This window comes from Pseudomonas sp. Mn2068 (genome assembly GCF_049319725.1).
Classification (GTDB): domain Bacteria; phylum Pseudomonadota; class Gammaproteobacteria; order Pseudomonadales; family Pseudomonadaceae; genus Aquipseudomonas; species Aquipseudomonas gingeri.
The window spans coordinates 248,194-260,436 of the sequence record NZ_JBMOUG010000008.1; the positions used below are offsets into that span (position 1 = coordinate 248,194).

At 63.7% G+C, this 12,243-nt stretch carries 12 protein-coding genes and 1 pseudogene; 7 read left to right on the forward strand and 6 right to left on the reverse strand.

Features of this window, described 5'->3' with window-relative positions:
- Positions 1-4 precede the first annotated feature (4 nt).
- The 4 genes from dapF to ACL9RJ_RS20065 are packed head-to-tail and all read left to right on the forward strand — an operon-like array spanning position 5 to position 3,180.
- Positions 5-835, forward strand: coding sequence for a diaminopimelate epimerase (dapF, locus tag ACL9RJ_RS20050; RefSeq protein WP_017125497.1), 831 nt, complete (start codon positions 5-7; stop codon positions 833-835).
- A gap of 13 nt (positions 836-848) precedes the next feature.
- Positions 849-1,574 (forward strand): DUF484 family protein, encoded by a 726-nt coding sequence (locus ACL9RJ_RS20055; RefSeq protein ID WP_017125498.1) that lies wholly within the window; start codon positions 849-851, stop codon positions 1,572-1,574.
- A gap of 2 nt (positions 1,575-1,576) precedes the next feature.
- The gene (xerC, locus tag ACL9RJ_RS20060) at positions 1,577-2,473 is read left to right on the forward strand and encodes a tyrosine recombinase XerC (RefSeq protein ID WP_017125499.1); all 897 of its coding nucleotides are present in this window, start codon (positions 1,577-1,579) and stop codon (positions 2,471-2,473) included.
- On the forward strand, positions 2,473-3,180 hold the full coding sequence (locus ACL9RJ_RS20065; protein WP_017125500.1) for an HAD family hydrolase: 708 nt from the start codon (positions 2,473-2,475) through the stop codon (positions 3,178-3,180). Before xerC ends, ACL9RJ_RS20065 begins: the two co-directional genes overlap by 1 nt.
- Before the next feature lie 63 nt (positions 3,181-3,243).
- On the opposite strand, the gene sutA is transcribed toward ACL9RJ_RS20065, so the two are convergent.
- From sutA to glnK, 4 genes are all read right to left on the reverse strand, one after another.
- Positions 3,244-3,573 carry a transcriptional regulator SutA gene (sutA, locus tag ACL9RJ_RS20070; protein WP_017125501.1) on the reverse strand — a complete coding sequence of 110 codons (330 nt, stop codon included), beginning with the start codon at positions 3,571-3,573 and terminating at the stop codon, positions 3,244-3,246.
- A 102-nt stretch (positions 3,574-3,675) separates the two neighbouring features.
- The gene (locus ACL9RJ_RS20075) at positions 3,676-4,101 is read right to left on the reverse strand and encodes a secondary thiamine-phosphate synthase enzyme YjbQ (protein ID WP_017125502.1); all 426 of its coding nucleotides are present in this window, start codon (positions 4,099-4,101) and stop codon (positions 3,676-3,678) included.
- A gap of 212 nt (positions 4,102-4,313) precedes the next feature.
- Positions 4,314-5,654 carry an ammonium transporter gene (locus ACL9RJ_RS20080; protein WP_177058305.1) on the reverse strand — a complete coding sequence of 447 codons (1,341 nt, stop codon included), beginning with the start codon at positions 5,652-5,654 and terminating at the stop codon, positions 4,314-4,316.
- A gap of 33 nt (positions 5,655-5,687) precedes the next feature.
- Positions 5,688-6,026 (reverse strand): P-II family nitrogen regulator, encoded by a 339-nt coding sequence (gene glnK / locus ACL9RJ_RS20085; protein ID WP_002555808.1) that lies wholly within the window; start codon positions 6,024-6,026, stop codon positions 5,688-5,690.
- Positions 6,027-6,440: 414 nt separating this feature from the next.
- Between glnK and ACL9RJ_RS20090 the strand changes: the two genes are divergently transcribed.
- The 3 genes and pseudogenes from ACL9RJ_RS20090 to ACL9RJ_RS20100 all read left to right on the forward strand — a co-directional run bounded on the left by ACL9RJ_RS20090 (position 6,441) and on the right by ACL9RJ_RS20100 (position 8,963).
- Entirely contained in the window at positions 6,441-6,701 is a 261-nt protein-coding gene (locus ACL9RJ_RS20090; protein WP_177087205.1) for an accessory factor UbiK family protein, read from the forward strand.
- A gap of 282 nt (positions 6,702-6,983) precedes the next feature.
- Positions 6,984-7,284, forward strand: a pseudogene (locus ACL9RJ_RS20095) (DNA-binding protein).
- A gap of 185 nt (positions 7,285-7,469) precedes the next feature.
- A complete protein-coding gene (locus ACL9RJ_RS20100) occupies positions 7,470-8,963 on the forward strand; it encodes a YifB family Mg chelatase-like AAA ATPase (protein ID WP_422765588.1) in 1,494 nt (497 codons plus the stop codon).
- Between the two features lie 58 nt (positions 8,964-9,021).
- Here ACL9RJ_RS20100 and ACL9RJ_RS20105 read toward each other — a convergent pair whose 3' ends face one another.
- Together ACL9RJ_RS20105 and ACL9RJ_RS20110 are read right to left on the reverse strand one after the other, a co-directional pair.
- Positions 9,022-10,998 (reverse strand): methyl-accepting chemotaxis protein, encoded by a 1,977-nt coding sequence (locus tag ACL9RJ_RS20105; RefSeq protein WP_042935156.1) that lies wholly within the window; start codon positions 10,996-10,998, stop codon positions 9,022-9,024.
- 190 nt (positions 10,999-11,188) lie between these two features.
- Positions 11,189-12,109, reverse strand: coding sequence for a LysR substrate-binding domain-containing protein (locus ACL9RJ_RS20110; protein WP_103033057.1), 921 nt, complete (start codon positions 12,107-12,109; stop codon positions 11,189-11,191).
- Between the last annotated feature and the right edge of the window lie 134 nt (positions 12,110-12,243).

Sequence of the window (12,243 nt, forward strand, 5' to 3'; positions counted from 1 at the left end):
GACCATGCTGCTGCGTTTTACCAAGATGCACGGCCTGGGCAACGACTTCATGGTCCTCGACCTGGTCAGCCAGCACGCGCACATCCTGCCCAAGCACGCCAAGCAATGGGGTGACCGGCACACCGGCATCGGCTTCGACCAGTTGCTGATCGTCGAGGCACCGAGCAATCCCGAGGTGGATTTCCGCTACCGGATCTTCAACTCCGACGGTTCGGAAGTGGAGCAATGCGGCAACGGTGCCCGTTGCTTCGCACGCTTCGTCCTGGACAAGCGCCTGACCGCCAAGCGGCAGATCCGCGTCGAGACCAAGAGCGGCATCATCGAACTGGACGTGCGCCAGGACGGCCAGATCAGCGTGAACATGGGCGCCCCGCGCCGGGTGCCGGCGGACATTCCGTTCCAGGCTGCGGCCCAGGCCCTGAGCTACCCGGTCGACGTCGACGGCCAGAGCGTCGACCTGGCCGCCGTGTCCATGGGCAACCCCCATGCGGTGCTGCGCGTGACGGATATCAACAGCGCCCCGGTGCACGAACTGGGACCGAAGATCGAACACCATCCGCGCTTCCCGGCGCGGGTCAACGTCGGCTTCCTGCAGGTGATCGACCGCCAGCGCGCGCAACTGCGCGTCTGGGAACGTGGCGCCGGGGAAACCCAGGCCTGCGGCACCGGCGCCTGCGCGGCAGCGGTCGCGGCCATCAGCCAGGGCTGGATGGATTCACCGGTGACCATCGACCTGCCCGGCGGACGCCTGTCCATCGAGTGGGCCGGCGACGGCGCACCGGTGATGATGACCGGGCCGGCCGTACGGGTGTATGAAGGACAAGTGCGTCTATAAGCGAGCGAACGTCATGACCGATCAGCCTCAGGCTCCAGCCGAACAGCCCAACGAACTGCCTGCGCAAAGCCTGGAGGCGGCGACCGTCGCCGCTTACCTGGAGGCTCACCCGGACTTCTTCGTCGAGCACGAAGAGCTGCTGCCGGCGCTGCGCATTCCACACCAGCGTGGTGACACGGTATCACTGGTCGAACGGCAGATGAAGATCCTGCGCGAACGCAATATCGAGATGCGCCACCGGCTTTCGCAGCTGATGGACGTCGCCCGCGACAACGACCGGCTCTTCGACAAGACCCGTCGGCTGATCCTCGCGCTGATGGACGCGGCCAGCCTGGAAGACCTGGTGATGGCCGTCGAAGACAGCCTGCGCCAGGATTTCCAGGTGCCCTTCGTCAGCCTGATCCTGTTCAGCGACAACGCCATGCCGGTGGGCCGCTGGGTCAGCGGTGCCGACGCGCAGCAGGCGATCGGCGGCCTGCTCTCGGAAGGCAAGAGCATCAGCGGCAGCCTGCGCGAGCACGAGCTGGACTTCCTGTTCGGCGAAGAACAACGCAAGCAGATCGGCTCCACCGCCGTGGTCGCCATCAGCCATCTGGGCCTGCACGGCGTGCTCGCCATCGCCAGCCGCGACCCGCAGCACTACAAGAGTTCGGTCGGCACCCTGTTCCTCAGCTATATCGCCGAAGTCCTGGGACGTGTCGTCCCGCGCTTCACCCACTCCCTGCGCTCGGTGCGCTAGTCGTGGAACGGCAACTGGACGCCTACTGCGAGCACCTGCGCAGTGAGCGCCAGGTGTCGCCCCATACCCTCGAAGCCTACCGGCGCGACCTGAACAAGGTCCTCGCCTTCTGCGCAAAGGAACAGATCGCCAGCTGGTCGGCCCTCGATATCCAGCGGCTGCGGCGACTGGTGGCGCGCCTGCACCAGCAGGGACAATCCTCGCGCAGCCTGGCACGGCTGCTGTCGGCGGTCCGCGGGCTGTACCAGTACCTGAACCGCGAAGGCTTGTGCAACCACGACCCGGCCACCGGCCTGGCGCCGCCCAAGGGCGAACGCCGGCTGCCCAAGACCCTCGACACCGATCGCACCCTGCAACTGCTCGACGGTGCCGTCGAGGATGATTTCCTCGCCCACCGCGACCAGGCCATCCTCGAGCTGTTCTACTCCTCGGGCCTGCGTCTCTCGGAACTGACCGGGCTCAACCTCGACCAGCTGGACCTGGCGGACGGCCTGGTTCAGGTCCACGGCAAGGGCAGCAAGACCCGCGTCCTGCCGATCGGCCGCAAGGCCCGCGAAGCCCTGCTGACCTGGCTGCCGCTGCGCGCCCTGAGCAATCCGGCGGACGATGCGGTATTCGTCAGCCAGCAGGGCCGGCGCCTCGGCCCCCGGGCCATCCAGCTGCGGGTCAAGGCTGCCGGCGAGCGTGAACTGGGGCAGAACCTGCACCCGCACATGCTCCGGCACTCCTTTGCCAGCCACCTGCTGGAGTCCTCCCAGGACCTGCGCGCGGTGCAGGAGCTGCTCGGCCACTCGGACATCAAGACCACGCAGATCTACACCCACCTGGACTTCCAGCACCTGGCAACCGTCTATGACAGCGCCCACCCCCGGGCCAAACGCAGCAAGGATAGTGAGTAATGACGATTCAGCTGATCACCTTCGACCTCGATGACACCCTGTGGGATACCGCGCCGGTGATCCACAGCGCGGAGAACGTGTTGCGGGAGTGGCTGGCCGGGCACGCGCCGGACCTGGGCGGCGTGCCGATCGAGCACCTGTGGGCGATCCGCGAACGGGTGCTGCTCAAGGAACCGACGCTCAAGCACCGCATCAGCGCCTTGCGCCGCCGGGTGCTGTTCCATGCGCTGGAAGAAGCCGGCTATGCCCACGGGCAGGCCGAGACACTGGCAGCGGAAGCGTTCGAAGTGTTCATTCACGCCCGGCACCAGATCGAGGTGTTTCCCGAGGTCGAGCCGACCCTGGAGACCCTTGGCCGCTCCTTTGCCCTGGGCGTGGTCACCAATGGCAATGCCGACGTGCGCCGCCTGGGCCTTGCCGACTACTTCCGCTTTGCCCTGTGCGCCGAGGACATCGGCATCGCCAAGCCCGATTCACGGCTGTTCCACGAAGCGCTGGTCCGCGGCGGGAATGTCCCGGCAGAAGCGGCGGTGCATATCGGCGACCATCCGGGCGACGATATCGCCGGGGCGCAGCAGGCGGGCCTGCGGGCGATCTGGTACAACCCCGCGGGCAAGGCCTGGGAAGCGGACCAGCCACCGGATGCGCAGATCCGCAGCCTGACCGAACTGCCGGCGCTGCTGGCCGCCTGGAACACCAGGGCCTGACCGGCAGGCATGAAAAAGCCCGCAGCGACGGCGGGCTTTTTCGACAAGCGAGGAAGCTGACACTCAGATAGGTCGGCTGCCGTACTTGTTATCCGGCTTCTTGGGTGGATCTGCCACCACATTGGCCTCGACTTCCTGCACCTTGCCACCACGTGCGAGGAACTCTTCCATCGCGCGGGCCAGAGCATCACGCTCCTTGTTCTTGGCTTCCACGCTGGGCAGTTCGTCAACCGATACGGCTGCCTTGGCCTTACCCTTGGCAGTCGGCGCGGGGACATCGCCACCGTCGTCATCGGCAACGTCTACGTCTTCAGCCGCCGCTTCCAGACCTTCTTCGGTTTCGTCTTCGTCGCCTACTTCGAGGTCATCGTTTTCCAGATCATCGTCGCTCATGTTCTACCTCATGACTTGCGAAAAGCAGATTAGTTATAGCCCAGCTGCGCCGACTGTCGTAGGCCGCCGGAAAAAAATCAACATCCGCTGGACCCCAGCGGCTTATGCCCCATCACCCTGCAGGGTGGCGAGGACTCTACGAACACCGCCATGATCACGGTGCTCGCCCAGATAGACACCTTGCCAGCTACCCAGAGCCAACCGTCCCGCCGTTACCGGCAAAGTCAGCTGACAGCCTAGCAAACTGGCCTTGAAGTGCGCCGGCAAGTCATCCGCGCCTTCGTCGTCATGTTCATACTCGAGCCCGCCTTGCGGCACCAGTCGGTTGAAAAAACGTTCGAAGTCACGGCGAACCGCCGGATCGGCATTCTCGTTGATCGTCAACGAGGCCGAGGTATGCTGCAGCCACAAATGCAACAGACCGACTCGACATGCCTTCAGTTCAGGCAAGCCATCGAGCAACTCCTGGGTCACCAAATGAAAACCCCGGGGCCTGGCCCGCAAGGTAATCAGTGTCTGTTGCCACATACAGTTCTCCGCCCATCGGCGCGCATTCTAGCGCGCTCAGGAAAAAAGCAAAGCGCCTAATACGCCAGCCATGCTGTAAGCCATCGGCCCATGGGGAATAGTCCCGGCGTTTTGGCTGGAATGCTTCTGGATAAAACCTTTCAGCTCTCTTTGCACTGACAAAATCCAGGCAAAAAAATGCCCGGCAAGCCGGGCAAATTTTTTAAACGCGCTTACAGGTTATAGCCGCGCTCGTTGTGTTGTGCCAGGTCGAGGCCGACCGATTCTTCTTCGTCGGTCACACGCAAGCCCATCACTACATCCAGGACCTTGAGGATGATGTAGGTCACGACCGCGGTGTAGATGACGGTGAAGCCGACGCCTTTGCACTGGATCCAGACCTGGGCAGCGATGTCGGTGGTTGCAGCGTTGAAGCCGCCCATCGACGGTGCCGCGAACACACCGGTCAGGATGGCGCCGAGGATACCGCCGATACCGTGCACGCCGAAGGCGTCCAGGGAGTCGTCGTAGCCCAGCTTGCGTTTCAGGGTCGTGGCGCAGAAGAAGCACACCACACCCGCCGCCAGGCCGATGATCAGCGAGCCCATCGGGCCGACGGTACCGGCAGCCGGGGTAATGGCGACCAGGCCGGCCACTACGCCCGAGGCGATGCCCAGTGCGCTTGGCTTACCGTGGGTCAGCCACTCGGCGAACATCCAGCCCAGTGCGGCGGCGGCGGTGGCGATCTGGGTCACCAGCATCGCCATACCGGCGGTACCGTTGGCCGCGGCGGCGGAACCGGCGTTGAAGCCGAACCAGCCGACCCACAGCATGGCCGCGCCGATCAGGGTGTAGCCGAGGTTGTGTGGCGCCATCGGGGTGGTCGGGAAGCCTTTGCGCTTGCCCAGCACCAGGCAGGCCACCAGGCCGGCGATACCGGCGTTGATGTGCACCACGGTGCCGCCCGCGAAGTCGAGCACGCCCCAGTCGCCCAGCAGGGAACCCGGACCGCTCCAGACCATGTGCGCGATCGGTGCATACACCAGGGTGAACCAGACGCCCATGAAGATCAGCATCGCGGAGAACTTCATCCGCTCGGCGAAGGCACCGACGATCAGCGCCGGGGTGATGATCGCGAAGGTCATCTGGAAGGTGACGAACACCGCCTCGGGGAACAACGCCGCCGGACCGGTGATGCTCGCCGGGGTGATACCGGCGAGGAAGGCCTTGGCCAGGCTGCCGACGAAGGAGTTGTAGTTGACGACGCCGGCTTCCATCCCGGTGGTATCGAACGCCATGCTGTAGCCATAGATGAACCACAGGATGGTGATCAGACCGGTAATGGCGAAGCACTGCATCATCACGGAAAGAATGTTTTTCGACCGCACCATGCCGCCGTAGAACAGCGCGAGGCCTGGAATGGTCATGAACAGCACGAGGGCCGTGGAGGTCAGCATCCAGCTGGTATCACCGGAATTGAGGACTGGAGCCGGTACCGGGTCCGCCGCCATGGCCAGGGCCGGCATTACGAGGGACAACAGGGCTCCTAGCCCTGCGAATTTACGCAGAGTCATATTGTTTTCTCCTGGGGCGTTGGGTTTGGCGGCTTAGATTGCGTCGGTATCGGTTTCGCCGGTACGGATGCGAATAGCCTGTTCCAGATTGACCACAAAGATCTTGCCGTCACCGATCTTGCCGGTGTTGGCGGCCTTGGTTATCGCCTCGATAACCCGGTCAAGATCCTTGTCGTCGATGGCGACATCAATCTTCACCTTGGGCAGGAAGTCGACCACGTATTCCGCGCCGCGATACAGCTCGGTGTGACCCTTCTGCCGACCGAAGCCTTTGACCTCAGTAACGGTAATGCCCTGCACGCCGATTTCGGACAACGACTCGCGCACGTCGTCCAACTTGAACGGCTTGATGATGGCAGTGACTAGCTTCATGAAACTCTCTCCCGAATTGGTGGACTTGCCCCAGGAAAACAAACCCGACTCAAGTCTAAGCGCAGTGCCTGGCTTTGTAACGCATCGTTGGCCCTGATCAGCCTGTCGACGCCAGCTAACCGCTGCCGGCGAAGCTTCCCAGCTCCGCCTGCCGCACTGCTTCGTCACAGCGACTGCATCAGTGCATGGGTCACAAGCGACTAAGCAGAAACCTTGCCATCTCTACAAAACCCACTGATTTCAATCCCTTGGTCGCCGTGGAGGACGAAAATCCCGCCCGCATGCGGACAACACGCACAACAACGGTGCGCGACCGCCCGGCGTGCTGCGCGAAAAGCGTGCATCGCCGCCCTCGGAAATCACTATAGACACTGCGTGGTACACTGGGACGACCCTGTATCCGGAACCCAGACCATGCTCGCGCCCAAAGCCTTCCTCGACGCCCTGAGCGGCCACGCCTCCCGCCTGTTCAGCGGCGAAACCCCGTTGCCGCGCACTGAAATCGAAAGCCAGTTCAAGGCCCTGCTGCAGAGCGGTTTCAGCAAGCTGGACCTGGTCAGCCGGGAAGAATTCGACAGCCAGATGGTGGTCCTGGCCCGCACTCGCGCGCGCCTGGAAAGCCTGGAGGCGAAGGTGGCGGAGTTGGAGGCGAAGCTCAGCCCGCCTGTGGAGTAACAGCTCAGTATTCCGCTCCTGCTTCATGCGGGAGCAAGGGCTGGTATTCGAGGGTTCCAGCCTCAACTCAACCCCCTGAATGGCCCTACTCACCTCGCTCGACAAGCCCGACAAATGAACATTTGCGACCAGCTATCGACGCTGAATTCTTTGGTAGCAAAATGGGTAATTTGCCGCCGTTTCGCGCATCCGGTTCTCATCTCAGAGTCGTTGAGTCGTTCACCACAGCTCTATGGTGGCGCGTCGCCCCCTCTCGTCCAACAACGGACAAAAGAACGAAGCATGAAAGACAGATCCCATGATTGCGCCATGGCCGAGGTATTTCGCAACGATCCGGCCTACGCGGCAGAACTGCTGAACAGCATCCTGGCAGACGGCGAACAGGCCGAGTTGCTGATTGCCCTGCGCCAGATGGCGGAGGCTTTTGGCGGTGTGCGCGGCGTAGCCAAGGCCGCCGAGTTGAATCCGACTCAGCTCTATCGAACCTTAATCTGCCGAAGGCAACCCGGCGGTCAGCAGCCTCGCAGCGATTCTGCGTGTCATGGGACTGAGACTGGCTGTTCAGCCACTTACAACCCACTGAAACACTGACACCTGCCCACAATGCACCTTCAAGGTTGTCAGCCCATAGGCATACACCCGCGCCTGTTTTGACAGCTTACAGGCTGACAACGAATCGTCCGGACACACAAAAGCCCCCAAGCCCTTCCTCCGCTCGACTAGCCTTGCAGAACCGCAGCAAATCCGCTTTGCGTTCAAGGAAAGAACATGTCCCTGGCCATCGTCCACACTCGCGCCCAGGTGGGCGTGGAAGCCCCCGCCGTTACCGTTGAAACCCATATGGCCAACGGCTTGCCCTCCCTTACCCTGGTCGGCCTGCCCGAAACCGCCGTGAAGGAAAGCAAGGACCGGGTGCGCAGTGCGATCCTCAATTCGGCCCTCGACTTTCCCACTCGGCGCATCACCCTCAACCTCGCCCCGGCGGACCTGCCCAAGGACGGTGGGCGCTTCGACCTGGCGATTGCCCTCGGCATCCTCGCCGCCAGCGTGCAGGTGCCGACCCTCACGCTGGAAAACCTGGAGTGCCTGGGTGAACTGGCCTTGTCCGGCGCCATTCGCCCGGTGCAGGGCGTGTTGCCGGCGGCACTCGCGGCACGCGCCGCCGGACGTACGCTGGTGGTGCCACAGGCCAATGCCGAAGAGGCTTCGCTGGCTTCCGGGCTGACGGTGATCGCGGTCGATCATCTGCTGCAACTGGTTGCCCATCTCAACGGCCATGCACCGATCAGCCCCTTCGAGTCCGATGGCCTGCTGCACCTGGGCAAGCCCTATCCGGACCTGAGCGAAGTGCAAGGCCAGCTCGCCGCCAAACGCGCCCTGCTGATCGCCGCCGCCGGCGCCCACAACCTGCTGTTCAGCGGGCCACCGGGTACTGGCAAGACCCTGCTGGCAAGCCGTCTGCCCGGCCTGTTGCCGCCGCTGGATGAACAGGAAGCGCTGGAAGTGGCGGCGATCCAGTCGGTCGCCAGCCATGTGCCCCTCAGCAGTTGGCCGCAGCGACCGTTTCGCCAGCCCCATCACTCGGCTTCCGGGCCGGCGCTGGTGGGCGGCGGGTCCAGGCCGCAGCCTGGCGAGATCACCCTCGCCCACCATGGCGTGCTGTTTCTCGACGAGTTGCCGGAGTTCGACCGCAAGGTGCTGGAGGTTTTACGCGAGCCGCTGGAGTCGGGCCAGATCATCATTTCCCGGGCCCGGGATCGGGTACGCTTCCCGGCGCGCTTCCAATTGGTGGCGGCGATGAATCCCTGCCCCTGTGGATATCTTGGCGACCCCGCCAACCGCTGCCGCTGCACGCCGGAGCAGGTCCAGCGCTATCGCAACAAACTCTCCGGCCCCCTGCTCGATCGCATCGACCTGCACCTGACCGTAGCCCGCGAGGCCACGGCCTTGAGACCCGCCCGGGAGCCGGGAAACAACACGGCCAAGGCCGCGACACAGGTGGCAGAGGCCCGCCACTGCCAACAACAGCGCCAGGGCTGCGCCAATGCCTTTCTCGATCTGGAAGGACTGCGACAGCACTGCAAGTTATCCACAGCCGACGAACACTGGCTGGAAACGGCTTGCGAGCGATTGACCCTGTCGTTGCGGGCGGCCCATCGATTGCTGAAGGTCGCGCGGACCCTGGCGGACCTGGAGCAGCTGGAAACCATCAGCCGCGACCATCTGGCCGAGGCGTTGCAGTATCGGCCCAGTGCCAGTTGAGACCGTGGTGCCTTGCAGACCGCCTTTGCAGCGGTCCGGCATCAAGGCCCACATCCACTCAACGAAACCGATCAACCTCCTGACGCAGGTCCGCCGCCAGGCCTTCCAGTTCCTTGGCGGTCAGCGCCAGGTTGGAGACCACTTCGCGCTGTTCGCTGTTGGCCAGGGCGATGCTTTGCAGGTTGCTGCTGAGCAGGGTCGCGGTGCTGCTTTGTTCCTGGGTCGCGGTGGTGATGGCGGCGAACTGCTGGCCGGCCGAGCGGCTCTGTTCGTCGATCCGCGCCAGTGCCGAGGCAACGTTGGCATTGCGTGACAGACCTTCCTGCATCAGCGCGTTGCCCTGCTCCATGGTCTGGATGGCATGGCTGGTTTCCTGCTGGATGCTGTGGATCATCCCGGAAATCTCGTCGGTCGCCTCGCGGGTACGACCCGCCAGGCTGCGCACTTCATCCGCCACCACGGCAAAACCACGGCCCTGCTCGCCGGCACGGGCGGCTTCGATGGCAGCGTTCAACGCCAGCAGGTTGGTCTGGTCGGCAATCGAGGTGATCACTCCGACGATGCCACCGATTTCCTGGGAACGCTGGCCCAGGGTGTTGATCACCGTCGCGGTGCTGTTGAGCGCTGCGGCGATCTGCTCCAGGGAGGAGGACGCTTCGTCCATGGAGGTCCGGCCGATCCGCGTCTGCTGGGCATTTTCCTGGGCCAGGCGCTCGGTACTGCCCATGTTGTCGGCAATGTTCAGCGAGGTCGCGCTGAATTCCTCCACCGCCCCGGCCATGCTGGTGATTTCGCCGGACTGCTGTTCCATTCCCTCATAGGCCCCGCCGGACAGGCCGGACAAGGCCTTGGCGCGACTGTTGACCTCGGCGGCGGCCTTGCGGATGTGCTCGACCATGGTCGACAGCGCCTGCCCCATCTGGTTGAAGCTGGCAGCCAGTTGGCCGATTTCGTCATGGCTCGACACATTCAGCCGTACGCTCAAGTCACCGGCACCCAGGGCTTGCGCCTGGCGCACCAGGTCTCCCAGCGGTTGCAGCTTGCTGCGCAACAGCCAGACCGCCGCGCCGACCGCCAGCAACATCGCCAGCACGCTGCCCAATACCAGGCGAATACCGACGCTCCAGGTCACTTCGCGAATCTCGGCCTTGGGCATGCTCGCCACCACCGTCCACGGCCCGCCTTCGAACGGCACCGCGACACTGTAGAGGTCGTCGCCCTTGTCGCTCCAGAAACGTCCCTGGCCCGGTTGCCTGGCGAGGTCGACGATCACCGGGATCGCCTGGTCGAGGTCCTTCACCCCGGCCGGCGGTACCAGCCAGTGCTTCTGCTCGTCGAGCAACGACAGGGAACCGGTGGTGCCGATCCGGAAGCGCTTGAGGTTTTCGAACTGCGCGTTCTGCGCATCGGTGTAGTCGAAGCCGACAAACAGCACCGCGAACACCTTGCCACTGCTGTCACGCACTGGCGTGTACTGGGTCATGTAGGAGCGATCGAACAGCAAGGCGCGGCCGACATAGCCCTGGCCGGCCATCAGCCTGGCGTAGGCCGGGTGCTGGTGATCGAGCAAGGTGCCGATGGCCCGGCTACCGTCCTGCTTGGTCAGCGAGGTACTGACCCGGATAAAGTCGTCGCCACTGCGCACGAATAAGGTCGCGACGCCAGCCGACATCTGCTTGAACTCGTCGACTTCGCTGAAATCGTTGTTGAGCAGGTGATCGCCCAGGTACAACCCGGGGGCCTGGGTGCCGGCGACGGCCACCGGGGCCTCGGGGCGTACGCTCAGGCCGCTGCTGAAGCGTTTTTCGAACAGCCCGCTCAGGCGCTGGGTGCTTTCGCGCAGGGTGCCGTGGAAGGTATTCAACTGGTCGGCCAGCAGCCGCGCCTCGCTGGCCAGGTGCTCTTCACGGGTGTCGAGGTTGGCGGAGTCCAGCGAGCGGAGGGCAAAGACAGTACTGCCACTGATCACCACTGCCAGGATGACAGCGAGCGCAAGACCCAGTTGCGTGGCGATTCGAGCACGGGGTTGAGACATGAACAGCTCCTGGCCGAGCGGCCGGATCATCCTGATCTCGTGGCGCTACCCGGTAATAATTCTAAAAGTTGAGTCGTGAGTGGGGCTTTCTGAACGAAGGTTCCATATGGGTAGATTCGGCGGCCAGCAGCGATACTTGAGTAAATCAGGTGGATATCGGCCAAATCCCGGACTGACGGGCTGTTTCGATTCAGCTCAGGCGTTCGACCGGGGGCAATTCCATCGCGGCGACCTCGCCTTGCAGGAAGTCGCTCAGGCGCCGCAGGCGCTCGCCGCCAGGGCGGGTTTTCGGCCATACCAGGTAATATTTCTCGCCGCTGGCCACGGCGGTCGGCCATGGCAGGCTCAGGCGGCCCTGGGCGACATCCTCCGCCACCATCAGCAGGTCGCCCATGGACACGCCGTAGCCACGGGCCGCGGCGATCATGCCCAGTTCCAGGGTATCGAACACCTGGCCGCCCTTGAGGGAAATCCGCTCGGACAGGCCCATGCGCTCCAGCCAGCTGCGCCAGTCACGACGATCCGGCGTCGGATGCAACAGCTCGGCGCCGGCCAGCCGCTCGACGTCCCAGGGCTGGTCGTTGAGCAGCGTCGGCGCGCCTACCGGGATCAGCCATTCGGAAAACAGGTAACTGGCTTCCCAGTCCGGCGGGAAGTGTCCGTTGCCGAGCAACACCGCGCAATCGAAAGGCTCCTGGTTGAAGTCGACACTGTCGATGTCCATCCAGGCGCTGGTGAGCTGCACCTCGTTGCCTTTCTGCAAGTGCCGGAAGCGGCTGAGCCGGGCCAGCAACCAGCGCATGGTCAGAGTCGAGGGCGCCTTCATGCGCAGGATGTCATCTTCGGCGCGCAAGGTATTGCAGGCACGCTCCAGGGCACCGAAGCCTTCGCGGATCCCCGGCAACAGCAGGCGCGCGGCTTCCGTCAATTGCAGGTTGCGGCCATTGCGCTGGAACAGGCGACAGGCGAAGTGGTCTTCGAGCGTGCGGATATGCCGGCTGACCGCGCTCTGGGTGATCGACAGTTCTTCCGCCGCGCGAGTGAACGAGCTATGTCGCGCCGCGGCTTCGAAAGCACGCAAGGCGTAGAGGGGCGGCAGGCGGCGGGACATGCGGAACCTTCCGATGGCTGGATAGCGAAGAACTTACCAGAAATGCCCCTGCATGAGTTTTTATCATGCGAGCAATCGTTTTTATCCCTTTGTGCAAACCCGCGCAGGCGCCGAGAATCAATCCTTTCCCCAGC

Excerpts from the sequence above, each read along its gene's own strand:
- dapF (WP_017125497.1), top strand. The coding sequence starts at position 5 with ATGCTGCTGCGTTTTACCAAGATGCACGGCCTGGGCAACGACTTCATG.
- ACL9RJ_RS20055 (WP_017125498.1), top strand. The coding sequence starts at position 849 with ATGACCGATCAGCCTCAGGCTCCAGCCGAACAGCCCAACGAACTGCCT.
- ACL9RJ_RS20065 (WP_017125500.1), top strand. The coding sequence starts at position 2,473 with ATGACGATTCAGCTGATCACCTTCGACCTCGATGACACCCTGTGGGAT.
- sutA (WP_017125501.1), bottom strand. The coding sequence starts at position 3,573 with ATGAGCGACGATGATCTGGAAAACGATGACCTCGAAGTAGGCGACGAA.
- ACL9RJ_RS20075 (WP_017125502.1), bottom strand. The coding sequence starts at position 4,101 with ATGTGGCAACAGACACTGATTACCTTGCGGGCCAGGCCCCGGGGTTTT.
- ACL9RJ_RS20080 (WP_177058305.1), bottom strand. The coding sequence starts at position 5,654 with ATGACTCTGCGTAAATTCGCAGGGCTAGGAGCCCTGTTGTCCCTCGTA.
- glnK (WP_002555808.1), bottom strand. The coding sequence starts at position 6,026 with ATGAAGCTAGTCACTGCCATCATCAAGCCGTTCAAGTTGGACGACGTG.
- ACL9RJ_RS20090 (WP_177087205.1), top strand. The coding sequence starts at position 6,441 with ATGCTCGCGCCCAAAGCCTTCCTCGACGCCCTGAGCGGCCACGCCTCC.
- ACL9RJ_RS20100 (WP_422765588.1), top strand. The coding sequence starts at position 7,470 with ATGTCCCTGGCCATCGTCCACACTCGCGCCCAGGTGGGCGTGGAAGCC.
- ACL9RJ_RS20105 (WP_042935156.1), bottom strand. The coding sequence starts at position 10,998 with ATGTCTCAACCCCGTGCTCGAATCGCCACGCAACTGGGTCTTGCGCTC.
- ACL9RJ_RS20110 (WP_103033057.1), bottom strand. The coding sequence starts at position 12,109 with ATGTCCCGCCGCCTGCCGCCCCTCTACGCCTTGCGTGCTTTCGAAGCC.